We start from the raw sequence: 23,813 nt of genomic DNA, 5'->3' as shown, positions 1-23,813 counted from the left end.
ATGCCTGTGACGATCATCAGTCTTCTGAAAACGCCGCGATCCTTGTGGGAGCTGGCTTGCCAGCGAAAGGATCACCCGGGTTTTCCTGAAACACCGAGTCGCCTGCATCGCTGCGAAGTCGAATCGTCGCACCGCAGCTCCCACATGGGTTATGCAATGTGCTCGCTGGCCCTGGCCATCAGCCTCACCGGCTGCGTCGGCCTGCCCGACCAGCGCCTGGCGAACGAAGCCCTCAAGCGCGGCGACACCGCGCTGGCCCAGCAGAACTACAAGGCCCTGGCCGACCTCGGTTACAGCGAAGCTCAAGTGGGCCTCGCCGACATCCAGGTCGACAGCCGCGACCCGGCACAGATCAAGCAGGCGGAAGCGACTTATCGCGCTGCCGCCGACGTATCGCCGCGTGCCCAGGCGCGCCTCGGTCGCCTCCTGGTGGCCAAGCCCGGCGCCACCGAGGCCGAGCACCACGAAGCCGAAACCCTGCTGAAAAAAGCCTCGGCCAACGGTGAAGGCAACACGCTGATCCCGCTGGCGATGCTGTATCTGCAATACCCGCACAGCTTCCCCAACATCAATGCCCAGCAGCAGATCAGCCAATGGCGCGCCGAAGGCAAACCGGAAGCCGGCCTCGCCCAAGTGCTGCTGTATCGCACCCAGGGCACTTACGACCAGCACCTGGACGAAGTGGCGAGCATCTGCAAGGCCGCGTTGAACACCACCGATATCTGCTACGTCGAGCTGGCCACGGTCTACCAGAAACAGGGCAAGGCCGACGAGCAGGCCGCACTGATCAAGCAGATGCAGGCGGCGCACGCTCGCGGCACCGTGTCCGCGCAACGTGTGGACAGCGTAGCCCGCGTCCTCGGCGACTCGAGCCTGGGCAAGACCGACGAAAAAACCGCCCAGTCGCTGCTCGAAGACATCGCCCCCGGCTACCCGGCTTCCTGGGTCAGCCTGGCGCAGTTGCTCTACGACTTCCCGGAACTCGGTGACGTCGACACCATGATGAAATACCTGGAAAACGGCCGCGCCGCTGACCAGCCGCGTGCCGAACTGCTGCTCGGCAAGCTCTACTACGAAGGCAAGTGGGTGCCGGCCGACGCCAAAGTCGCCGAAGCGCATTTCCAGAAAGCCGTCGGCAAGGAAGTCGCCGCCGACTACTACCTCGGCCAGATCTACCGTCGCGGCTACCTGGGCCAGGTCTATTCGCAAAAAGCCCTGGATCACCTGCTGACCGCCGCCCGCAACGGCCAGAACAGCGCCGACTTCGCCATCGCCCAACTGTTCTCCCAAGGCAAGGGCACCAAGCCCAACCCGCTGAATGCCTATGTGTTCAGCCAACTGGCCAAGGTGCAGAACACCCCGCAAGCCACTGAGCTTGCGCAAACACTCGAAGCCCAACTGCCGCCTGCCCAGCTCGCCGAGGCCCAACGTCTGTTGAAACAGGAACAGGCCGTTCGTGGTGCCTTGAGCCAGAACACGCTGGAACTGCACGCCCTGCAAGAAGAAGACGGCGAGGAAACCTTATGAAGTTGAATCCATTCGTGAAGGCCGGCATTGGCCTGACATTCGCCTTGCTCTGGTCCTGCCCGACCCTGGCGGCCTTGACCGACGCCAAGAACTTCGGCCTGGAAGTCAAAATCACCGGCCAGTCCGAAGACGACCGTGACCTGGGCACCGCCAGTGGCGGCGACGTCAACGGCGTCGGCCTCGACCTGCGCCCCTGGGTCTATGGCGAGAGCGGCGCGTGGAGCGCCTACGCCATGGGTCAGGCGGTGACGTCCACCGACATCATCGAAACCGACACCCTGCAGCAGTCCGACAGCGAAGGCACCCAGACCACCGACAACGGCGATCGCAAGACCAAGAAAAACTACCTGGCGATGCGCGAGTTCTGGGTCGGCTACAGCGGCCTGACGCCTTATCCCGGCGAGCAGTTGAAACTCGGTCGCCAGCGCCTGCGCAACGACGACGGCCAGTGGCGCGACACCAACATCGAAGCCTTGAACTGGACCTTCGACACCACCCTGCTGCGGGCCAATGTCGGCGTAGCCGAACGCTTCAGCGAATACCGCACCGACCTGAAAGAGCTCGCCCCCAAGGACAAGGATCGCCTGCACGTCTACGCCGATGCGGCGTACCAGTGGACACCGGGCAACTGGGTCGGCATTCGCGGGCATCACACCCACGATGACGGCAAGCTCGACTACCCGGAACCGGGCGTGGCCGGCGATTCGCTGGACAAGAAACAGAACGGCGACATCAGCTGGCTCGGCCTCACGGCCGACAGCGACGCGTACAACTACCGCAACACCAACACCCTCAACTACTGGGGCAGCATCACCGGCATGAGCGGCGACACCGACACGGTCAACCCGCTCAACGCCGACGGCACCCGCCCGACCGAAGCCAAGCGCGGTGAAGACCTCAACGGCTGGGCCACCGATGTCGGTGTGCGCCTGCGCCTCGACCCGCAATGGCAGGTCGGTGCCGCCTACGCCCGTGCCAGCGCCGATTACGAACAGAACGGCCTGGAAAGCAACCGTTCGAACTACACCGGCACCCGCTCGCGGGTTCACCGTTTCGGCGAGGCCTTCCGTGGCGAAATGAACAACATGCAGACCGCGACCCTGTTCGGTTCGTGGATGCTCAACGACGAATACGACGCGAGCCTGATCTACCACAAATTCTGGCGTGTCGACGGTAACAAGCCCGTCGGCAGCAACGGCATCAATGCGGTCGAGAACGACACCGACCCGACCGGCGCCATCCTGTCGAGCACTTCGTTGCCCCTGGAAGATGGCAACAAGGACCTCGGCCAGGAAATGGACCTGGTGGTCACCAAGTACTTCAAGCAAGGCCTGCTGCCGGCCGCCTTGAGCCAGTCGATCGACGAGCCGTCGGCTCTGGTGCGCCTGCGTGGAGGCGTATTCAAGCCGGGTGATGCCTACGGCAAGGAAGTCGATTCGTACATGCACCGCGCGTTCATCGACGTGATCTGGCGCTTCTGATGCAAGCCGCTAAAGGAGTTCCCGACATGCACAGTCCGAAGACAGGCGCCCTGACCTTGCTGGCCGGCGCGATGCTGCTGGCCAGCTCGGCCGCCTTCGCCAATGTCGAGCCTGCGCCGAAGCCGGTGACCACGGCCAAGGAATTGCAACAGGCCAAGACCTACACCGTCGCCAGCGCACCGACCGCGCCCCTGGAGCTGAAGAAGCCGGTACCGCCGGACATCAGCGGCTACACCGCGCAAGCCGTCGAGAAAAAGATCGTGCGCAGCAAGGCCGGCAAGGTCAGCGTGCGCCGGATGATGCAGGAAAACGCCCTGAAGGACTTCATCGGCGGTGACAACAAGATGGCCGAATGGGTGGTGCGTCAGCACGGCATCCCGCAGGCGATCTTCATCGACGACGGCTACATGAACCTCAAGGACCTGGCGAAAAAACTGCCCAAACAGTACTTCAGCGAAACCTCACCGGGCGTGTACCTGGCGAAGTTGCCGATTGTGGTCGGTGAGAAAGGCATCCTCGACATCGACGGGCAGACCCGGGAGTTGCGCCTGTCCCAGGAGGCCGGTTCGTTCCTGGTCAACGACGGCCGCCTGTTCGTGCGTGATACCAAGATCACCGGCTGGCGCGAGAAGGACAATGGCCCGGCCACCTTCAAGTCGCCGAAGGAGTTCCGTCCGTTCCTGCTGGCCTGGGGTGGCACCGAGACCTACATCGTCAACAGCAAGATGGCCAGTTTCGGCTACGCCAACAGCAAGTCCTACGGCGTGAGCATTTCCCAGTACACGCCGAACATGGCCAAGGTGCTCAAGCGCCCTGAACCGACCGGCTGGATTGTCGACTCCGAGTTCTCGGACATGTGGTACGGCTTCTACTGCTACGAAACCACCGGCTTCGTGGTCAAGGGCAGCACCTACAAGGACAACATCGTCTACGGCATCGACCCCCATGACCGCTCCCACGGGCTGATCATCGCCGACAACACCGTCTACGGGACCAAGAAGAAGCACGGGATCATCATTTCCCGTGAGGTCAACGACAGCTTCATCTTCAACAACCGCAGCTACGACAACAAGTTGTCGGGCCTGGTGATCGACCGTAACAGCGTCAACAACCTGATCGCCTACAACGAGATCTACAAGAACCACACCGACGGCATCACGCTGTACGAGAGTGGTGACAACCTGATCTACGGCAACAAGGTGATCAGCAACAAGCGCCACGGCATCCGCATTCGCAACAGCGTGAACATCCGCCTCTACGAAAACCTGTCCCTGGCCAACGGCCTGACCGGCGTCTATGGCCACATCAAGGACCTGACGGACACCGACCGCGACATCAAGCTCGACCCGTTCGACGCCCAGGTGTCGCTGATCATCGTCGGCGGCGAACTGGCCGGCAATGGCAGCGGCCCGCTGTCGATCGACTCGCCGCTGAGCGTGGAGCTGTATCGCGTGTCGATGCTCGCGCCGACCAAATCCAGCGGCATCAGCTTCAACGGCATCCTGGGTGAACGCCAGGATGAAATTCTCGACCTGATGGTGCGTCAGCAGAAAGCCGTGCTGATCGACCCGGTCGAACGCCAGACCGACCTGCAGGACTGAGGATAATTTTATGCACCCACACTTGATCAAATTACTCAGCCTGTCGGCCCTGACTGCCGGCATTCTCGCGGCCAGCGCCGGGGCGCGCGCCGACGAGATCCAGGCGCCGACCTTTGAGGCCGAGCCGTGCTGCAACCTGTGCCCGGAAGCCCACGACGCAAAGAACTACACCACGCGTTACCAGCAGAACTTCACCACCCTGGTGCAGGCCCAGGGTGACTGGCTGTTCCGTACCCAGGAAGACTTGCGCACCGAATTCGACACCACCCCTGCCGGCTACAAGCGCATGCAGCAATTGCACGATGCGTTCAAGAGCAAGGGCGTGGAACTGGTGGTGGTCTACCAGCCGACCCGTGGCCTGGTGAACCGCAACAAGCTCAACCCAGAAGACAAGGCCAAATTCGATTTCGACAAGGCACTGCGCAACTACAAGACCATGCTCGGCCGTTTCGCCGCCATGGGCTATGTGGTGCCGGACCTGTCGCCGCTGACCAACGAATCGCTGCCCGACACCCTGCCCGCCCACGACTTCTATTTCCGTGGTGACCAGCACTGGACGCCTTACGGCGCGCAGCGCACGGCGAAGATCGTTGCCGAGAAGGTCAAGCAGATCCCGGCCTTCGCCGACATTCCAAAGCGCGAATTCGAGAGCCACAAGTCGGGCCGCATGGGCAAGACCGGAACATTGCACAACATGGCCGGTCAACTCTGTGGCACCAGCTACGCGATCCAGTACATGGATCAATTCACCACCGAGCCTAAGGGCGAAGCGGGCGATGGCGACCTGTTCGGCGACTCCGGCAATCCGCAGATCACCCTGGTCGGCACCAGCCACAGCGGCAAGAACTACAACTTCGCCGGTTTCCTCGAAGAGTCCATCGGCGCCGACATTCTCAACGTGGCGTTCCCCGGCGGCGGCCTGGAAGGTTCGATGCTGCAGTACCTGGGCAGCGAAGAGTTCCAGAAAAACCCGCCGAAGATTCTCATCTGGGAATTCTCGCCGCTCTATCGCCTGGACCAGGAAACCATTTACCGCCAGATGATGGCGCTGCTGGACAACGGCTGCGAAGGCAAGGACGCGCAAATGTCCGCCAGTGCCAGCTTGAAGCCGGGCAAGAACGAACTGATGGTCAACAGCAAGAACATGAACCTGCAGAACAGCAGCCACCAGGTCGACATCCGCTTCGCCGATACCTCGGTGAAAACCCTGCAAGCCACCCTCTGGTACATGAACGGGCGCCACGAGGACATCAAGATCGAAAAACCGGAAACGTCCGACACCGACGGTCGTTTCGCCTTCGAATTGCGCACCGACGAAGACTGGGCCTCGCAGAACCTGCTGGCCGTCGAAGTCCAGGGGCCGGAAGCCGGCGCCGCGCCACAGAAGGTCGAAGCGAAAATCTGCAAACGCAACGTGTTCCCGAACGCTGGGCAACGTACCGCCCAGATCGGGCAATGAGGTCTGCCATGCACAATCGAACCTTGAAACAGCTACTCGCGCCCTCCCTGCTGGCACTGGCGATGTTCGCCGGCGCCACCCAGGCCGCCGCACCGCTGCGCCCGCCCCAGGGTTACTTCGCGCCGATCGAGAAAATGAAGACCGGCGACAGCAATGACAGCTGCGATGCGATGCCGACGCCCTACACCGGCTCGCTGCAATTTCGCAGCAAGTACGAAGGCTCGGACAAGGCCCGTTCTACCCTGAACGTCCAGTCGGAAAAAGCCTTCCGCGACAGCACCGCCGACATCACCAGGATCGAGCGCGGCACCAGCAAGCGCGTGATGCAGTTCATGCGCGACGGTCGTCCGGAACAGCTCGAATGCACGTTGAACTGGCTGACCGCCTGGGCCAAGGCGGATGCCTTGATGTCCAGGGACTTCAACCACACTGGCAAGTCCATGCGCAAATGGGCGCTGGGCAGCATGGCGTCTGCATACCTTCGCCTGAAGTTTTCCGACTCGCATCCGCTGGCCAACCATCAGCAGGAATCGCAGTTGATCGAGGCCTGGTTCAGCAAGATGGCCGACCAGGTGATCAGCGACTGGGACAACCTGCCGCTGGAAAAAACCAACAACCACTCGTACTGGGCCGCCTGGTCGGTGATGGCGACATCCGTCGCCACCAACCGCCGCGACCTGTTCGATTGGGCTGTCAAGGAATACAAGGTCGGCGTCAATCAGGTCGACGCCCAGGGCTTTCTGCCCAATGAACTCAAACGCAACCAGCGCGCCCTCGCCTACCACAACTACGCCCTGCCGCCCCTGGCGATGATCGCCAGTTTCGCCCAGGTCAACGGTGTGGATCTGCGCCAGGAAAACAACGGCGCGCTCAAGCGCCTGGGTGACCAAGTGCTGGCCGGGGTCAAGGACCCGGACATCTTCGAGAAGAAGAACGGCAAGGAACAGGACATGACCGACCTGAAGAAGGACATGAAATTCGCCTGGCTCGAACCGTTCTGCACGCTCTACACCTGTGCGCCGGACGTGCTGGAAAAGAAACACGAGATGCAGCCGTTCAAGACCTTCCGCCTGGGCGGTGACCTGACCAAGGTTTATGACCCGGCGAATGACAAGGGCAAGGGATCTTGAAGACACCCTGAATCCCTGTGGGAGCGGGCTTGCTCGCGAAAGCGGTCTGACATCTGAAAGAGATGTCGACTGACACACCGCATTCGCGAGCAAGCCCGCTCCCACAGGGTGAGTGACCAGATGTGAGATGTGAGTTGCCCCCGAGTTTTCCATGGGGGGTTTGGGGGGGCCGTTGGCCCTTGACTGTTGGTTAAACACGGAGAGACCGGGATGGTATTTTCATCCAACGTGTTCCTGTTCCTGTTCCTGCCGATCTTCCTCGGCATGTACTACTTGAGCGGAATACGCTATCGCAACCTGCTGCTGCTGATTGCCAGCTACGTGTTCTACGCCTGGTGGCGTGTGGACTTCCTGGCGCTGTTCGCGGCCGTCACGCTGTGGAACTACTGGATCGGCCTCAAGGTGGGCGCCGCAGGAGTGCGCACCAAACCGGCCCAACGCTGGCTGCTGCTCGGTGTGGCCGTCGACCTGTGCATCCTCGGCTACTTCAAGTACGCCAACTTCGGCGTCGACAGCATCAATGCGATGATGACCTCGGTCGGCCTGTCGCCGTTCATCCTGACCCACGTGCTGTTGCCGATCGGTATCTCGTTCTACATCTTCGAGTCCATCAGCTACATCATCGACGTCTACCGTGGCGATACTCCGGCCACGCGCAACCTGATCGACTTCGCGGCCTTCGTGGCGATCTTCCCGCACCTGATCGCCGGCCCCGTGCTGCGCTTTCGTGACCTGGCCGACCAGTTCAACAACCGCACCCATACCCTCGACAAGTTCTCCGAGGGCTGCACGCGGTTCATGCAGGGTTTCATCAAGAAAGTCTTCATCGCCGACACCCTCGCCGTGGTCGCCGACCATTGCTTCGCCCTGCAGAACCCGACCACGGGCGACGCCTGGCTTGGCGCGCTGGCCTACACCGCGCAACTGTATTTCGACTTCTCCGGCTACAGCGACATGGCCATCGGCCTGGGCTTGATGATGGGTTTCCGCTTCATGGAAAACTTCAAGCAACCGTACATCAGCCAGTCGATCACCGAGTTCTGGCGCCGTTGGCACATCAGCCTGTCCACCTGGCTGCGCGACTACCTGTACATCACCCTGGGCGGGAACCGCAAAGGCACGCTGATGACCTATCGCAACCTGTTCCTGACCATGCTGCTCGGTGGTCTGTGGCACGGCGCGAACATCACCTACATCGTCTGGGGTGCCTGGCACGGCATGTGGCTGGCCATTGAAAAAGCCCTGGGCCTGAACACGTCGCCCCGCAGTCTCAACCCGATCCGCTGGGCGCTGACCTTCCTGCTGGTGGTGATGGGCTGGGTGATCTTCCGCGCGGAAAACCTGCACGTGGCCGGTCGCATGTACGGCGCGATGTTCAGCTTCGGCGAATGGTCGCTGTCGGAACTCAACCAGGCCAGCCTCACCGGCCTGCAAGTGGCAACCCTGGTGGTGGCCTACGCCACCCTGGCGTTCTTCGGCCTGCGTGATCTCTACAGCAACCCGCCGCCGGCGAAAACCAAACCGGCCGTCAACGTCGAGGCCGATGGCCCCGCCACTGCCACCCCTGGAATGATCAAGGCGGTCCCGGGCGACAACCCGGCGAGCATCCACCAGCCAGGCTACACCGTTGGCGTTGAAGCCACCGTGCAACCGGCCTACTGGACGGCTGACTGGTCGCGCTACGCCATGCGTGCGCTGATCCTGCTGCTGTTCATTGCCTCGATTCTCAAACTCTCGGCGCAAAGCTTCTCGCCGTTCCTTTACTTCCAGTTCTGAGGGATCTGACCATGACCCGCTCATTACGCATTTTCTACATCGCCCTGTTCATGGTGACCTTGCTGGTCCTGGGCCTGTGGTCGGTGCGCAGCTTCTTCGGCTTCAGCACCAACGCCGATGCGACGGTGCTCAATGGCCGCTGGGCCAAGGCCGTCGAAACCCACTACGACGACGAATTCCCGATCAAGCGCCTGGGCACCAACCTCTGGGCCGCGCTGGATTTCAAACTGTTCAACGAAGGTCGTCCGGGCGTGGTGCTCGGTCGCGACCAGTGGTTGTACAGCGATGAAGAATTCAACCCGATCGTCAACGAAGAGCTGAACCTGCAAGGCAACTACGCGCTGGTCGAAGGGGTGCGCCAGGAGCTCAAGGAAAAAGGCGTGAAACTGGTGATGGCCATCGTGCCGGCCAAGACCCGTCTGTACCCGGAACACCTGGGCGAAGTGAAGCCATCGAGCATTCACGCCAACCTCTATGAAGACTTTCACGCCCGTGTCGCGGCCAACAAGATCCTTGCGCCCGACCTGCTGATCCCGCTGCAAAAGGGCAAGCTGAACGGCCAGCAAGTGTTCCTGCGCACCGACACCCACTGGACCCCGGAGGGCGCGCAGATCGCGGCCGAAGCCCTGGCCAAATCCATCGCCGAAAAAGCCCCGCTCAGCGGCGAACCCCAGCGGTTCGTCACCGAGCCTGCGCAAACCGTGACCCACAAGGGCGACCTGCGACTCTTCCTGCCGCTGGACCCGCTGTTCGAAAACATGATGCCGGCCACCGAACCGCTGCAGAAACGCAACACCGTCGCCGCCGACGATCAGGCCAGTGGTGAAGACGCGCTGTTCGCCAACACCGAAGTGCCGGTCGCGCTGATCGGCACCAGCTACAGCGCCAATCCGAACTGGAATTTCGTCGGTGCGCTGAAGCAGGCGCTGAACAGCGACGTGGTCAATTACGCCGAGGACGGCCACGGCCCGATCCTGCCGATGCTCAGCTACCTCAAGAGCGACGCTTTCAAGAACAGCCCGCCCCAGGTGCTGATCTGGGAGTTTCCTGAACGTTATCTGCCTGTGAACAACGAAATCGGCGACGCCGACCCGCACTGGGTCGCAGCGCTCAAAGAAGCCGGCGCCCGCCAACAAAACATCGCTGCAAACACTAAATCCGAGACGCCCGACCGGGCGCAAAACTGAAAGAGAGAGGTATTTCCATGACTTTCACTACTACTCCTCGTCGTCTCGCCAAGACCTTTGCTTTGGCCGCGACCTTCGGCGTGCTGTCGATGAACGCCTTCGCCGCGGGTGACTCCGCCCTGTACGGCCCGACCGCGCCAAAAGGCTCGAGCTTCGTGCGGGTCTACAACGCCGGCAATACCGAAGTCAGCGCAACCGTCGGCAGCACCAGCCTGAGCGACGTTGCTCCGCTGTCCAGCACCGACTTCAGCTTCATGCCGGGCGGCGACTACAGCGCCAAGGTCGGCAGCCAGTCCCTGCCGGTGAAACTGGCCGGCGACCACTATTACACCCTGGTCAACAACGCCAGCGGCGCACCACAACTGATCGAGGAGCCGCCGTTCAAGAACAAGCAGAAGTCTCTGGTCCGCGTGCAGAACCTCAGCGACAAGGCCCTGACCCTGAAAACCGCCGACGGCAAGACCGAAGTGGTGCCATCCGTGGCCGCCAAGGGCCGTGGCGAGCGTGAAATCAACCCGGTCAAAGTCAGCCTGGCGCTGTACGATGGCGCCACGAAGGTCGGAGACGTGAAACCGGTTGCCCTGGAACGCGGTGAAGCCGCCGTGCTGTACGTCACCGGTAACGGCAGCAGCCTGTCGCCAGTGTGGGTGAAACGCCCGGTTTCGACGCGCTAATGAATATTCCTGACTGACACCTCAACCCCTGTGGGAGTGGGCTTGCTCGCGAATGCGGTCTGACATTCACCCTGATGTCGACTGACAAAACGCTTTCGCGAGCAAGCCCGCTCCCACAATGGACCGAGGCGTCAATCCGGATACGGAACAAAAACAAGAGTGAAACGACACAACGTTCGTGCTCTGACCCATTCGATTTTCAAGGAGTAACAACATGATTCCGGTGATCTTGTCAGGTGGTAGCGGCTCACGTCTTTGGCCGCTTTCCCGTAAGCAGTTCCCTAAACAGTTCCTGGCCCTTACCGGCGAACACACCCTGTTCCAGCAAACCCTGGAACGCCTGGTGTTCGAAGGCATGGACACCCCCATCGTGGTCTGCAACAAGGACCACCGGTTCATCGTCAACGAGCAGCTGGGCGCCCGCAAGCTGGACACCCAGCGCATCCTGATGGAACCCTTCGGCCGCAACACCGCGCCGGCCGTGGCGCTGACCGCGATGATGCTGGTCAACGAAGGCCGTGACGAGTTGATGCTGGTGCTGCCGGCCGACCACGTGCTGGAAGACCAGAAAGCCCTGCAGCGTGCCCTGGCCCTGGCCACCGTCGCCGCCGAAAACGGCGAGATGGTGCTGTTCGGCGTCCCGGCGACCAAACCGGAAACCGGTTATGGCTACATCAAGTCGACCAACGACTCGCTGCTGCCCGAAGGCGTCAGCCGTGTGTCGCACTTCGTCGAAAAACCGGACGTGAAACGCGCCACCGAGTACGTGCAGTCCGGCGGTTATTTCTGGAACAGCGGCATGTTCCTGTTCCGCGCCAGCCGCTTCCTCGAAGAGCTGAAAAAACACGACCCGGACATCTACGACAACTGCCTGCTGACCCTGGAACGCAGCGAACAGGACGTCGACACCGTTTCCATCGACGAAGCCACCTTCGCCTGCTGCCCGGACAACTCCATCGACTACTCGGTGATGGAAAAAACCCAGCGCGCCTGCGTGGTGCCGTTGACCGCCGGCTGGAGCGATGTCGGCTGCTGGTCGTCGTTGTGGGAAGTCAACGAGAAAGACGCCAACGGCAACGTCACCAAGGGCGACGTCGTGGTGCAGGACAGCAAGAACTGCATGATCCACGGCAACGGCAAACTGGTGTCGGTGATCGGCCTGGAAAACATCGTGGTCGTCGAAACCAAGGACGCCATGATGATTGCGCACAAGGACAAGGTCCAGGGCGTGAAACAGATGGTCAACACCCTCAACGAGCAGGGCCGCAGCGAAACCCAGAACCACTGCGAAGTCTATCGCCCGTGGGGCTCCTACGACTCGGTGGACATGGGTGGCCGCTTCCAGGTCAAGCACATCTCGGTCAAGCCGGGCGCCTGCCTGTCGCTGCAGATGCACCACCACCGCGCCGAACACTGGATCGTGGTCAGCGGCACCGCCGAAGTGACCTGCGACGAAAACGTGTTCCTGCTGACCGAGAACCAGTCGACCTACATTCCGATTGCCTCGGTTCACCGCCTGCGCAACCCGGGCAAGATTCCACTCGAGATCATCGAAGTGCAGTCGGGCAGCTACCTGGGCGAGGACGACATCGAGCGTTTCGAGGACATCTATGGTCGGTCCACGCCGATCGAACGCGGCGTGTCGGTGAAAACCATCGCGCAATAAGCGTTCGGCAAAACAAAAGCCCCCGCCCCACCCGCTGCGTCCCCTATCCGCAGTGGGTGGGGTGGGGGCTTTTTTTTCGAGATCAACACGGCTACTGTCTCAAGCAGCCTTTTTGCCGAGCGCTCGTTGTATGAAAGTACGCTTTGCACCGAAATTCAAAGTGCCGCGATCGATACTACGCTGTACCGCCATACGGGTCTTTTCAACTCTCTCCAAAAATGCGGTGACCTCTCCTTTTGACAGCGTTGAATATTTTCCCCTCATTAACGCCTTCCACTTGCCACGCGTCATTGATGTAAATTTCCCCCATAACTCAGCATCGAACGCCTTGGATAAATCAATCGTGGCCAGATTATGAACTTGATTCTTTTGTTCTGAAAAAGCCACCTCATGATCAATTAAATAATAATTATCTCGAGAATCTCTCAGCTGATTGCCAGAGTTGTCATCCGTTTCATTTATCAAAAAATAGAACAGCCTGGCTGCTTCAGGTATTTCCCGAGGCTGTATTGCGCCACTGACGGCCCCTTGGACCTCCTGCTGAATCATTGATTTGGCTTTGGCTTTTGTGGGCGGAACAAAATTCATACCCAGTTTCTGGCTGACGACATAAGCGAATTCCTCACGATGCGGCCCTTCCGGCCCCTGCATTTTCTTAACAAGAAAACTGACGTTCTGCACTGAAGATTCAACTTTATAGATCGTATTATTGAGTCTGGCTTGAAAGACTGTCATGGATTGCATGTCGACTTCAGATACGAGTGAAGACACCCACTCATTTATAACGGTTGCATCAGAGGGAAACTCTGAACGTGCAACAGACTGAGCCTCCGTAATATTTCCGCTTTGAATCAGACTTTTAACGATCTCGGAACAAATTGACTCCATGGGAAATTTCGCTCCACCTTTTACATCGACGAACCTCAGTGGCGAGTTGGAAACGAAGCAAAGTAAATTCAAGCCATCGACATAACCCAGCGGATCCGGATTCATCCAGCGCTGCAACCACGGCACGTAGTACCTGAACCCATAGTAATAAAGCCCCGTCGCATCCCGCTCCTTCCCCGAATAACGCACCGTCTTGTAACCGACCTGCACCGCTTCGCCGCTGGACCACGCCGTTTCACCGAAGGGGTAATAGCGCTCCTGGGTAATGACCTGGCCATCCTGGTCCAGCTCCAGCGTGCTGGATCCCAGGTGATCGGTCAGGCTGTAGCGCTGCTGGTCGTTGGCGATGCCATCGGGTTTTCCTGCCTGCCAGTGCAACACCCGCACGCTGCCGCGCCCGGTGCTGACGTCGATGACGTGCAGTATTTCCCCGGTGCCACTGTGCGTGCGGATTTCCAGGCCGGGAAGGTACAGCGTTTCAAGCAGCAACGATTGCGCGTGGGTTTGCAGCGAGCGGGTTTTGCGCACGCGCTGGCCGTCGGCGCCGTAGACGTATTGCTCGCTGTCGCTGGGCCCGCCGTCACGCTCGACCGGGCGCACTTCGCGAAGCTGGTTGCGCAGGTCCCAGCTCAGCGTCTGTCCCGGGTATAACACTCGCAGGTTGCCGTTGGCGTCGAAGCTGTCGCGAAAATCCTGTTCCGTGGGTTCGATCCCGTTGCGTACCGGCAGGCAACGATTGCTGTGGCGGTCGGCAACCAACCGATGTCCATGGTTCTGGGGGCCGACGTGAGTCAGTTCCAGCAGGTTGTTACCACGGTCGTAGCGGTAGGTCTGGCGATAGTTGCCGGGCATGGCGGGGTCAGCGCTGGCCCTGGACGCCGGCCCATGATCGGCGCCTCCGGCCTCCCACCCTGTGGCGTCGATCAAGCGGTAAAGGCTGTCGTAACGATAGCGGTTGAGCGGCTCGATCTGCTGATTGGCGAAGTGGCGAACCGGCAGCGCGGCGTCTTCGATGCTCAGCACATTGCCCACCGGGTCGTAGGCGTATTGCAAGTCCTGCAAGGGAGCGTGCTGTTCGAGCCGCGAAACCAACCGGGTCAAGCGCCCGCTTTGCGCACAATACTCAAGCGTGGTCACCACGCCGTTGCCGGCGACTTCCTTCTCGACCTGATCCTGAGCGTTGTAATGGATGGCGGCGACGATTGGCCGTCGTTCGGTCGTGTCGCTCAGGCGCAACCACACGCTGCGCAAATGACCGGCCAGAGACTGCGCAAACTGCTGTTCGTTACCCTGGGCATCGGTCCGGGACAGCGACTCGCCCAGCGGATTGAGGCGCACAGACGTCGTGAAACCGGGCAATGGCGCATCGGTGAAATGGCGCCTGTGCGCCAGCACCGAACCGGTCAAAGCGTAATGGATGAAGTGCAGCGTTCCGGCGGGATCGTCGTGGCGGATCAACCGCCCGCATTGGTTGTGATCGGCTTCCGCCTGATCGTTGGCCGCGTAGTTCAAACGCTCCGCACACACGGCTTCGCCACCCTGTGCCTGCTCGAACAAGGTCGTCAGCCGTCGTTGAGTGTCGTAGTGCATCAGGCGCCGGGCGCCCCGGCCATCCCAATCGTGAACCGGCTGGCCGTCCTCGCCCAACAGCCTGAGACGCAGGCCTGCGTCCACACTGACCCTGCACAAGACAGCGCCGCTCAGGCTATGGGTCATGCTCAGGTTGGCCGGTGACGACGCCTCAAGGAACAACCGCGGATCCCGCAGATCGTTCGCTCGACCTTGCGGGTCATAAACCGACCGATTGACCTGCACCTCGACGCCCTCACCCTCCACAGCGCGATGGTAGTCCACCGATCGCACAGCCAGTCCCCTCGGTTCAATGACCGCCAGTTTTGGTGTGTCGCGGTGCAGGGAAGCGAGCGGAGGTTGCATCACGCGTCTTCAAGTCGGTTTGCAGCAGCTAATGCTCAAACGCGACGTGTATCTACTGTCACAAATTACAGGCTCGACAAACGGTCAACCGCGCTCGCCCATCGCCAAGCTCACCTGCCCTTAGGTAGGATGGCCCTCTCTTGCGCGAGGTTGTGCGACATGTTCATTGGCGTTCTGCTGGTCATCACCTGGATCATCCTGTTGGTCCGTTACCCGGCCAAGGCCCTGCCCGTCTCGGTGGCGGCCGCCATCGGCCTGGGGCTGGTCGCCAGTTGGGTGATCTGGATGGACAACCGCGAGGTCAAGCAACTGGCGCGCCTCGAGTTGCGCATTGCCTACGCGCCGCCGCAATGTCCGGCCGATCGTCCCCTGCAACTGACCATGAACAATGGCAACGACGTGCCGCTCACCGAATTGCGCTGGCGTGTCGCCGCCTATGCGCCGGGCGACACGGTCAACCTGGCCGACAATCAGTACGACGCCCCACGCTACCGTGGGCCGGGCGAGTTGCAGGCCGGCGCGAGCTGGGAAGATTGCCTGCCGATGCCGCCCCTGCGACCCGGTTATCGCCCACAAACCCTGGAGTTTCGTGCCGAGCATTTGCAAGGCAGTTTCTCCGACTGATCCCTTCTCTTTTACACAAGGACCGCGCCATGCCTGTTGCGTTGATTACCGGTTGCTCCAGCGGCATTGGCCGCGCACTGGCCGATGTGTTCAAGACCGCCGGTTACCAGGTCTGGGCCAGCGCGCGCAAGGCCGAAGACGTCGCGGCATTGGCGGCGGCGGGTTTCAACGCCGTGCAACTGGACGTCAATGACGGACCGGCGCTGGAGCAGTTGAGCGAGCAGATCAACCAACGGCACGGCGGCCTCGACGTTCTGATCAACAACGCCGGTTACGGCGCCATGGGCCCGCTGCTGGACGGCGGCGTGCCGGCCATGCAGCGCCAGTTCGAAACCAATGTGTTTGCCATCGTCGGCGTGACCCGGGCGTTTTTTCCGGTGTTGCGCCGGGCCAAGGGGATCGTGGTCAACATCGGCAGTGTTTCGGGCGTATTGGTCACGCCGTTCGCCGGCGCCTACTGCGCCTCGAAGGCGGCGGTGCATGCCTTGAGCGACGCCTTGCGCATGGAGCTGGCGCCGTTCGGCGTGCGGGTGATGGAAGTGCAGCCGGGGGCCATCGCCTCCAGCTTCGCCCAGAACGCCGGGCACGAAGCCGAGCAACTGATCAGCGCGCAGTCACCCTGGTTCCCCCTGCGCGAGGGGATTCGCGCACGGGCCCGGGCTTCCCAGGACAAACCGACGCCGGCCAGCGAGTTTGCCGCCGGCTTGCTCAAGGCCGTGCAGCAGGACAAACCGCCAAGGCTGATTCGCCTCGGCAACGGCAGCCGGGCATTGCCGCTGCTGGCGACGTTGCTGCCCCAAGGGTTGCTGGAGTCGACGTTGATGCGGCGGTTTGGGTTGCGGGGGCAGCTCTGAAACCGCAGCGAGGCCATCGCGAGCAAGCCCGCTCCCACATTTTGACCGTGCACGCCGCCCCCTGTGGGAGCGAGCCTGCTCGCGATGACGGCAGAACAGACGCTGAAGCTCTGAAGGAAACACCATGACCGACTACACCCAATACTTCGACGAAGTGATCCAGGCCCACATCGCCATCGAACAATGGCTGGCCGAGGAACAGGACCCGGCGCAGTTGGATCAATTGCTGAGCCGCTTTTCGCCGCAGTTCTCCATGGTCTCGCCCCTGGGCCGGGAGCTGGACTTTGCCGCGCTGAACGAGCTGTTCATGCTGGCCGGCGGCAAGAAGCTCGGCTTTCGCATCGCCCTCAGCGAGCTGCGCGGCCTCGCCCTGCACGACGCCGGCGCCACCGTCAGCTACCGCGAACAGCAAACCGACGCCACCGGCCTGCACTCCGACCGACGCTCGACGGTGGTGTTCGAGAAAGTCGAGGGCCGGGTGATGTGGCGGCACTTGCAGGAGACGTTCTGCTGACCAGCCCCGCCAAGGCGTGTACCGCTGGTCGGCACTGTCATATGTGACAGTAGTTGCCCTTTCTCGCTCCGAGTAGAAAAACTCTTCAGATTGCTTCTGGAGTGAAGTGCCATGGCGAGTCAGGGAAAATCAACAAGTGCGTCCTCTCCAGTGCTGTTGTGTCACGGGGGTGAACATCAACTGCGTTTCTTTCCACAACCCGACAACCCCTGGATAAACCAGAGGGTACGCCTTGAAAACACGCTGCAGGCGACTTTCGTCCCGCCACCCGGTGATTATCAAGTGTTCGGGGCAGAGGCTCTCTGGACCGTGACCCTTCCCGCCGATGGGGGCGATACTGAAGCGGTGTTGACGCTTTTCAATGAGTTCACGGCGCAGCCGTATCCGATGACTGTTTCAACAGGGCACTATCGGCTCACTTTCAGCCAGACCATTCAGCCGCCGGGTCCAATCGTTCTGGGAGAGGACATCGTCGGTCTAGCAGTAAGAGCCCGCTCTTTCTATATCCAAGACAAATACATACAGGACGCTGAAATCGAGTGGCTGGTCGATGGCCACGCGACTAACCTCCCTACCGGCGCCGACGGTTGGTGCAAATATGACTTCAAACCGGAGCGTATTGGAAACACAAGTGTGAAGGCAAAAATGTGGTCGCCGTATGATAATCAATTCATCGAACATGAGTTTAGCTTCGAGGTACTCGAAACTTCACCCTGGGCGTCCGACCTGCAGTTTTCGTATATCGACGAGCCTTTTACCGTCGGCGAAGGTTTTTTTGCGCGCAGGGACACCAACCGAAAGTTTCGGATAGATCCCAAAAACACGAAGCTTATAGGCAGCTATTTCTCGGCGGTCCCACTGAATCACATCATCCATAATGAGCCTTTCAAGCGGCCCAAACAGCTTACCGAAGCGGGAATTGAATGGCTCATCTCCACCACCGGAACCCATGTGAAGTCCGCGCTGCTCTGGACATGCGAACCGCCAGGCAAACCGGTGATGAAACGCACAATTCCCATGTTGTCCGTTGCTGACGATTTACATCTGGCCGGACTGTTCACGTTCGATGGAACCGCGTCATTTCAGGATCTTCCAGTCACGCGAAACAAAGTTCACTCATTTAAATTCAAGCCTAACCCTGACAACCCACTCAACGGCATCACACTCACACTTGAATGTTCTGCGTCAGCAGGTGTCATCTTCTCACCCGCCCCGGGGCAACCGGTACTCATAACAGAGGACGAAATCGAATGGACCATTGACGCACGAAATGCGAATCCGGGCCAAAATGTAACCATACAGTTCTATATACGTTGTCCGAAAGTTCTATTTCCACGATTTCAGCGAATCATCCTTCCTGCGAGTTAAACAACCGTCGCCACTCGCACGCCTACACTGACAAGCCGTCGCTGATCAGTGGCGAGTGGCAGTGCCCCCTAGGCCTTGCTCGTCTAATTCACCACCACCGTGCAGGTAATCCCCGCCGCCAGCAGCACCCCCTCCGGCACTTCATCGATGTGAATCCGCACCGGCACCCGTTGTGCCAGGCGGACCCAGTTGAAGGTCGGGTTGACGTCGGCGATCAGTTCGCGGCTTTGCGGGTTGTCGCGGTCGTAGATGCCCCGGGAAATGCTTTCCACGTGGCCCTTGAGCACTTCGCCGCTCATCAGTTGCATGTCGGCCTGGTCGCCGACCCGCACGTGGGGCAGTTTGGTTTCTTCGAAGAAGCCGTAGACCCAGAACGAGTTCATGTCGACCACGGCCATTTTCGCTTCGCCGATGCGTGCGTAGTCGCCGCGATGGACGTTGAGGTTTGTGACGTAACCGTCCACCGCTGCGCGCACTTCGGTGCGTTTGAGGTTGAGTTCGGCGGCTTCCAGTTGCGCCTGGGCGTGCTGGTAATCGGCCAGGGCGGAGTCGGCGATGTTGCTGGCGTCGTCGCGATTTTCCTTGGAGATCACCAGGGCATCCATGTCGGCGCGGCGGTGGGCGTTGACCTTGCGCATTTCCCAGGTCGCTTTGCGTGAGGCCACCAGCGCCTGGGCCTGCTTGACCGCGAGACGGTAGTGCTCGGGGTCGATGCGCATCAGCAGATCGCCCTTCTTGACCTGCTGGTTATCGCGCACCGGCACGTCCACCACTTCGCCGGTGACGTCGGCGGCGACATTGATGATGTCGGCGCGCACCCGGCCGTCGCGGGTCCATGGCGTGTTCATGTAGTGCTCCCACAGGGTGCGGCCGACCCAGAGTGCGAGGGCCAGCACCAGCAGGGTGGCGAGCAGGCTGAAAAGCTTTTTCATCAGGGCCTTCTTTTTGGTCGAGCGTCAGTGGTAGACCGTCAGCGCCAGGGCGCCGAACAGGCAGGTGAACAGGCTCAGGCGCAGCAACGCCGGGTGCCAGAAAAAACGGTACAGGTCGAAGCCGGACAGAAACCGGTCCAGCGCCCAGGCCAGCACCGCCGCGATCACAAACATCAGGGTCATGGTCGGCATGTACACGCCGTGGAAAGCGATTTCACGAGGCATGGGCGAGTCCTTGGGACGCAGCCTTCACGTAGGCGGCGAGCGGTGATTGCGGGTCGAGCAGGGAGCTGCGGATGAAGTGCAGGTAGCTCTTCACGCGGCGCAGGACCGAGGTGTCGAAGTGCGGGGCGAAGGGTTCGTCGGTGGCTTGCACCCGGCTGATCGCATGGTCCACCGCGACCAGTCCACGCTCCAGGTTGCTGGCGCTCGGTTGCAGGAACAGGCGCACCAGCGAGCGCCCCATCACGCGGATTGCCTGGCGCCACGGCTGCGATTCGGCGTAGGCCGGGTGCACCGGCAGAATCGCCTGTTCCTTGCGCAACTCGATGATCGCGTGGCCGACTTCCAGCACCAGGAACATCCAGCGCAGCAACTCGCGCTGAACTTGCGGCTGGCCGGCGGCGAAACCGTAGGCCTGGTGCAGCAGGTCGCGGGTGCGGCTTTCGAAGCTCGACGCCAGGCCCTTGAGTTTGCCGCTGATGGCATACACCACTTGTTCGCGCAGGTCCTGCTCCAGCCGGCGCCACAACCAGCGGCTGTTGGGCGGCATGATGATCGCCCCGGCGGCGGCGCACACGAGCATGCCGAGGACCATGGCGATGTAGTCGTTGATGAAGGTGTAGGGGTTGTAGATCGTCAGGTTGTCCGGCACGGACCCGGTGCTGAAAAAAATCAGCAGGCCCAGGCCGACGCCGACGTACTGCGGGCGTGAGGTCAGGAACGAACCGAGCACGATCACCGGCGCCAGCATCACGCACAGCAAGGGAAAACCGTCGATCCACGGGAAGATGAAAAACATCTCGACGAAGCCGATCAGCGCACCGAGGAATGTGCCGCACGCCATCTGGAAGGCCATGCGTTTGGGGTTCGGCGTGGCGGCGGACAGGCCCACCGTCGCCGCCGCGATCAAGGTCATGGTCGCCCCGCTCGGCCACGCCGTCGCCACCCAGTAACTGCCCAGCACCACCAGGATGAACGCCGCGCGGATGCCCGACGCCGCCGAGGCCATCCAGTTGGTTTGCGGGGTGAAGGGTTCGTCCCACTGCTCGCGTTCGTGGCGGTGATCGGCCAGGGAGGCGTGGGTCTGGGCATAACCGTGCAGGTCATCGACAAAGCGGTAGAGCAGTTCGTAGGCCGTGTGGAAATCCAGCAGGTCGGCGTCGCTCGACGCGCTCTGCTCGAACGCCGCCCGCAGGCTGCGCACCCGCGCCGGCAGCGCTTCCTTGTAAGCGGCCAGGGCCCGCACCAGGCGCGCCGCATCCGGGCTGGTCAGGGCGCGACCGCTGAAACCGTCGAGCACTTCGGCGAGGTCCTGCAACCCGGGCTTGATGGCGGCGACGACCTGATCGGCCGACGCGCCACGCAAGCGTTCGAGCAACTGGTGCAAGGCGTTGAAGCGTGTGGTGGCACTCATGAACTCACTGTTCAGACGACTGAGCCGGCCGTTGCGCCGGCGCATGTGCGGGTCTTCGAACACGGTGACGCTGCGCAGCCCCTCCAGGCCAACCGCTTCGGCACTGAACCGCGCGTTGCCCGCTTCGAACGCCTCGCGCTGGCTGCGACCGCGCAAGCCGTCGGTGACGAACAGCGCGAACACGCCGAAGCGCTGGTACAACGCGTTGCGCATCGCCGCGCTGGCGGTTTGCGGCAGGATCGCGGCGCTGACCAGCGTGGCGCAGAGAATCCCCAGGGAGATTTCCAGCACCCGCCACACCGCCGCCATGAAGGCGCCGTCCGGATGGGCCAGGGCCGGCAAGCCCACCATCGCGGCGGTGTAACCGGCCAGCACGAAACCATAGGCGCGAAAGTTGCGATAACGCGCCGCCCCTGCCGTACAGATGCCGACCCAGATCGCCAGCGAGCCGAGGAACAGTTCGGTGTTCTGCGCGAACAGGGCAATCAGCGCCACCATCACCGCCGAACCGGTGAGGGTGCCGAGGAAGCGATAGAAGCTCTTGGCGAACACCTGGCCGCTCTGCGGCTGCATGACGATGAACACGGTGATCATCGCCGTGCGCGGCTGCGGCAATTCCAGGCGCATCGCCAGCCACAGAGTCAGGAACGCCGCCAGCAACACCTTGAAGATGTAGACCCAGGTCACGCCGTCGCTGCGTGCCCACTCGAAGAACCCCCGGCGCCAGTCCAGGGCGTACAGCCAGCGCAAAGGCGTCATCGACCCGCTCCCACATTGGCTACGATGTTCAATTGAGCACGGCCGGTTTTTTCGGGGGCAGCGTCCGGCTGTCCTTCGGCACATCGTTCCCCGCCCCCAACCCGCCACCGAGCGCCGTCACCAGCTCGGCATGGGCGCTGAGGCGCGCGGCCTGGACCTGCTGCTGGACCTGCTGCTGCTTGAACAGCAGGGTCTGGGCATTGAGCACGTTGAGGTAGTCGGTGAGCCCGCGCTGGTAGGCAATCATGGCGATGTCGTAGGTTTTCTGCGCGGTGGCGACGGATTCGGCGGCGAAGGTCTGCTGCTTGTCCATGGACTCGCGGCGGATCAACTGGTCGGAAATGTTCTTCAGGGCATTGATCAGCGTCTGGTTGTACTTCGCCACGGCAAGGTCATACCCGGCCGACGCTTCGCCCAGTTCGGCACGCAGGCGGCCGCCATCGAAGATCGGCAGCGAGATCGCGGGGCCGACGTTGTAGTTGAGCTTCTTGCCCGTCAGGAACTCCAGCGCCCCGCCGCCGGTGGCCATGTAGCCGAGGCTGCCGACCAGATCGACGTTGGGGAAAAAGCCTGCGTGAGCGACATCGATGCCCCGGGCCTGCGCCGCCACTTGCCAGCGACTGGCGACCACGTCCGGGCGTTGCCCGAGCAATTGCGCCGGCAATGACGATGGCAGCTTCAACGCAGCCCCCAATACCAGCGTCGGCCGTTGCAACCGCGCGCCCTCTCCCGGGCCAAGGCCTGCCAGGGCGGCGAGCTGATTGCGGGTCAGGGCGATTTCTTCGTCGAGGGCATCGAGTTGGCGATGGGTTTCCGGCAACGGCGTCTCGGCCTGGCTGACCTCGAAGTGCGTGCCGATGCCGCCGTCCAGGCGTTTTTGCGCCAGGTCGAGGATCTGCTGTTGCTGTTTCAAGGTGGCCGCGACGATGTCTCGTTGCGCGTGGTGCAGCGACAGTTCGATGTAGGCGCGCACGATGTTGTTCTGCAACTCGATCTGGGCCTGGCGCGCTTCGGCAGCACTCATGTGCGCCAGGTCGACGGCGCGCTCGGTGCTGTTGCTTTCGCGGCCCCACAGGTCGAGGGCATAGCTGAAGCCCAGGGCGACGTTGTTGTCCCAGGTCGTGCTGTTGGCCAGGTCCCCGGGGCCATAGAACGGATCGGTGGGCCAGTTGTGACGCTTGAGGGTGGACTCGCCGTTGATCTGCAGCGACTCGGCCGACTCGGCGAGACCGGCCATGGCCTTGGCCTGGCGTACTCGCGCCGCTGCCATGGCGAGGGTCGGGCTGCCTTGCAGCGCGAGGTTGAGCCAGTGGTTCAGTTGCGGGTCGCCATAGGCTTGCCACCATTGCACCGTGGGCCAGTTCGCGTCTTGCGCGGCGCTCTGGATCGCTTCGTCGGTGGTCAGTGAATTGGCCTCCAGTGCCTTGCCTTGCGGGGCAATACCTCCGGTTCCGATGCAGCCGCTGATTGCCAGGGTTAAAGCCAGAACATTGAGCGTCTGAAACGCTCTTTTGATGCGACGCGGCACTGCTGCAATTTCCTGAGGTGAGGGAGGCGCAAGGGTCCTTGTGGGAGCGGGCTTGCTCGCGAAAGCGGTTGCTCAGTCAACATGGAACGTGACCACCAAACCGTTTTCGCGAGCAAGCCCGCTCCCACAGGCAGGCAATTCTATGAGGGACCCTGTAAGGCGATAAGCTGGAATTCCTGTGAATCTTTATTACCGTTCGCGCGATAATCCCTAAGTCGGGGGTCTCAGACCCTGAAACTTCGTGTCACAATTTGCCATCGCACCCGAGAGCACT

The 23,813-nt window shown here is 61.5% G+C and carries 18 protein-coding genes; 13 read left to right on the top strand and 5 right to left on the bottom strand.

Annotated elements, in window-relative coordinates; all coding sequences use genetic code 11:
* Positions 1 to 6: 6 nt before the first annotated feature.
* The 9 genes from algK (at position 7) to QIW53_RS08175 (ending at position 12,501) form a co-directional block, all read left to right on the top strand.
* Positions 7 to 1,527 carry an alginate biosynthesis TPR repeat lipoprotein AlgK gene (gene algK / locus QIW53_RS08215; RefSeq protein WP_371049370.1) on the top strand — a complete coding sequence of 507 codons (1,521 nt, stop codon included), beginning with the start codon at positions 7 to 9 and terminating at the stop codon, positions 1,525 to 1,527.
* Positions 1,524 to 3,008, top strand: a complete 1,485-nt coding sequence (locus QIW53_RS08210) for an alginate export family protein (RefSeq protein WP_371049144.1) — start codon at positions 1,524 to 1,526, stop codon at positions 3,006 to 3,008. Before algK ends, QIW53_RS08210 begins: the two co-directional genes overlap by 4 nt.
* A 26-nt stretch (positions 3,009 to 3,034) precedes the next feature.
* Positions 3,035 to 4,609: a mannuronan 5-epimerase AlgG gene (algG, locus tag QIW53_RS08205; RefSeq protein ID WP_371049143.1), complete on the top strand. Its 1,575-nt coding sequence runs from the start codon at positions 3,035 to 3,037 to the stop codon at positions 4,607 to 4,609.
* 10 nt (positions 4,610 to 4,619) lie between these two features.
* The gene (locus tag QIW53_RS08200) at positions 4,620 to 6,068 is read left to right on the top strand and encodes an alginate O-acetyltransferase (protein WP_371049142.1); all 1,449 of its coding nucleotides are present in this window, start codon (positions 4,620 to 4,622) and stop codon (positions 6,066 to 6,068) included.
* Between the two features lie 8 nt (positions 6,069 to 6,076).
* Positions 6,077 to 7,198: a mannuronate-specific alginate lyase gene (locus tag QIW53_RS08195; RefSeq protein ID WP_371049141.1), complete on the top strand. Its 1,122-nt coding sequence runs from the start codon at positions 6,077 to 6,079 to the stop codon at positions 7,196 to 7,198.
* Positions 7,199 to 7,408: 210 nt separating this feature from the next.
* Positions 7,409 to 8,974, top strand: coding sequence for an MBOAT family O-acyltransferase (locus tag QIW53_RS08190; protein ID WP_371049140.1), 1,566 nt, complete (start codon positions 7,409 to 7,411; stop codon positions 8,972 to 8,974).
* Positions 8,975 to 8,985: 11 nt separating this feature from the next.
* Positions 8,986 to 10,161 carry an alginate O-acetyltransferase gene (locus QIW53_RS08185; RefSeq protein ID WP_371049139.1) on the top strand — a complete coding sequence of 392 codons (1,176 nt, stop codon included), beginning with the start codon at positions 8,986 to 8,988 and terminating at the stop codon, positions 10,159 to 10,161.
* A 17-nt stretch (positions 10,162 to 10,178) separates the two neighbouring features.
* Entirely contained in the window at positions 10,179 to 10,835 is a 657-nt protein-coding gene (locus tag QIW53_RS08180; RefSeq protein ID WP_371049138.1) for an alginate O-acetyltransferase AlgF, read from the top strand.
* 214 nt (positions 10,836 to 11,049) lie between these two features.
* Positions 11,050 to 12,501, top strand: coding sequence for a mannose-1-phosphate guanylyltransferase/mannose-6-phosphate isomerase (locus QIW53_RS08175; RefSeq protein ID WP_371049137.1), 1,452 nt, complete (start codon positions 11,050 to 11,052; stop codon positions 12,499 to 12,501).
* 99 nt (positions 12,502 to 12,600) lie between these two features.
* Here the strand turns inward: QIW53_RS08175 and QIW53_RS08170 are convergent, their stop codons facing one another.
* The gene (locus tag QIW53_RS08170; protein WP_371049136.1) at positions 12,601 to 15,324 is read right to left on the bottom strand and encodes an RHS repeat domain-containing protein; all 2,724 of its coding nucleotides are present in this window, start codon (positions 15,322 to 15,324) and stop codon (positions 12,601 to 12,603) included.
* A gap of 159 nt (positions 15,325 to 15,483) precedes the next feature.
* Here QIW53_RS08170 and QIW53_RS08165 point away from each other — a divergent pair, with 159 nt between their 5' ends.
* The 4 genes from QIW53_RS08165 (at position 15,484) to QIW53_RS08150 (ending at position 18,684) form a co-directional block, all read left to right on the top strand.
* Entirely contained in the window at positions 15,484 to 15,948 is a 465-nt protein-coding gene (locus tag QIW53_RS08165; RefSeq protein WP_371049135.1) for a multidrug transporter, read from the top strand.
* Between the two features lie 29 nt (positions 15,949 to 15,977).
* Positions 15,978 to 16,802 carry an SDR family oxidoreductase gene (locus QIW53_RS08160; protein ID WP_371049134.1) on the top strand — a complete coding sequence of 275 codons (825 nt, stop codon included), beginning with the start codon at positions 15,978 to 15,980 and terminating at the stop codon, positions 16,800 to 16,802.
* A gap of 124 nt (positions 16,803 to 16,926) precedes the next feature.
* The gene (locus tag QIW53_RS08155) at positions 16,927 to 17,316 is read left to right on the top strand and encodes a DUF4440 domain-containing protein (RefSeq protein ID WP_371049133.1); all 390 of its coding nucleotides are present in this window, start codon (positions 16,927 to 16,929) and stop codon (positions 17,314 to 17,316) included.
* A gap of 111 nt (positions 17,317 to 17,427) precedes the next feature.
* Positions 17,428 to 18,684 carry a hypothetical protein gene (locus QIW53_RS08150; RefSeq protein WP_371049132.1) on the top strand — a complete coding sequence of 419 codons (1,257 nt, stop codon included), beginning with the start codon at positions 17,428 to 17,430 and terminating at the stop codon, positions 18,682 to 18,684.
* A gap of 83 nt (positions 18,685 to 18,767) precedes the next feature.
* On the opposite strand, the gene QIW53_RS08145 is transcribed toward QIW53_RS08150, so the two are convergent.
* From QIW53_RS08145 to QIW53_RS08130, 4 genes are read right to left on the bottom strand one after another with little or no spacing between them, the layout of a single operon-like run.
* Entirely contained in the window at positions 18,768 to 19,616 is an 849-nt protein-coding gene (locus QIW53_RS08145) for an efflux RND transporter periplasmic adaptor subunit (protein WP_371049131.1), read from the bottom strand.
* A gap of 24 nt (positions 19,617 to 19,640) precedes the next feature.
* Complete coding sequence (locus tag QIW53_RS08140) at positions 19,641 to 19,841, bottom strand: DUF1656 domain-containing protein (protein ID WP_371049129.1); 201 nt, start codon at positions 19,839 to 19,841, stop codon at positions 19,641 to 19,643.
* Positions 19,831 to 22,011: an FUSC family protein gene (locus tag QIW53_RS08135; protein ID WP_371049128.1), complete on the bottom strand. Its 2,181-nt coding sequence runs from the start codon at positions 22,009 to 22,011 to the stop codon at positions 19,831 to 19,833. Before QIW53_RS08135 ends, QIW53_RS08140 begins: the two co-directional genes overlap by 11 nt.
* 28 nt (positions 22,012 to 22,039) lie before the next feature.
* Positions 22,040 to 23,539 (bottom strand): efflux transporter outer membrane subunit, encoded by a 1,500-nt coding sequence (locus tag QIW53_RS08130; RefSeq protein WP_371049127.1) that lies wholly within the window; start codon positions 23,537 to 23,539, stop codon positions 22,040 to 22,042.
* Positions 23,540 to 23,813: the final 274 nt, after the last annotated feature.

Origin of the sequence: Pseudomonas fluorescens (assembly GCF_041354075.1) — a bacterium.
GTDB lineage: Bacteria > Pseudomonadota > Gammaproteobacteria > Pseudomonadales > Pseudomonadaceae > Aquipseudomonas > Aquipseudomonas fluorescens_CE.
This window is presented reverse-complemented; position numbering and strand designations above follow the sequence as displayed.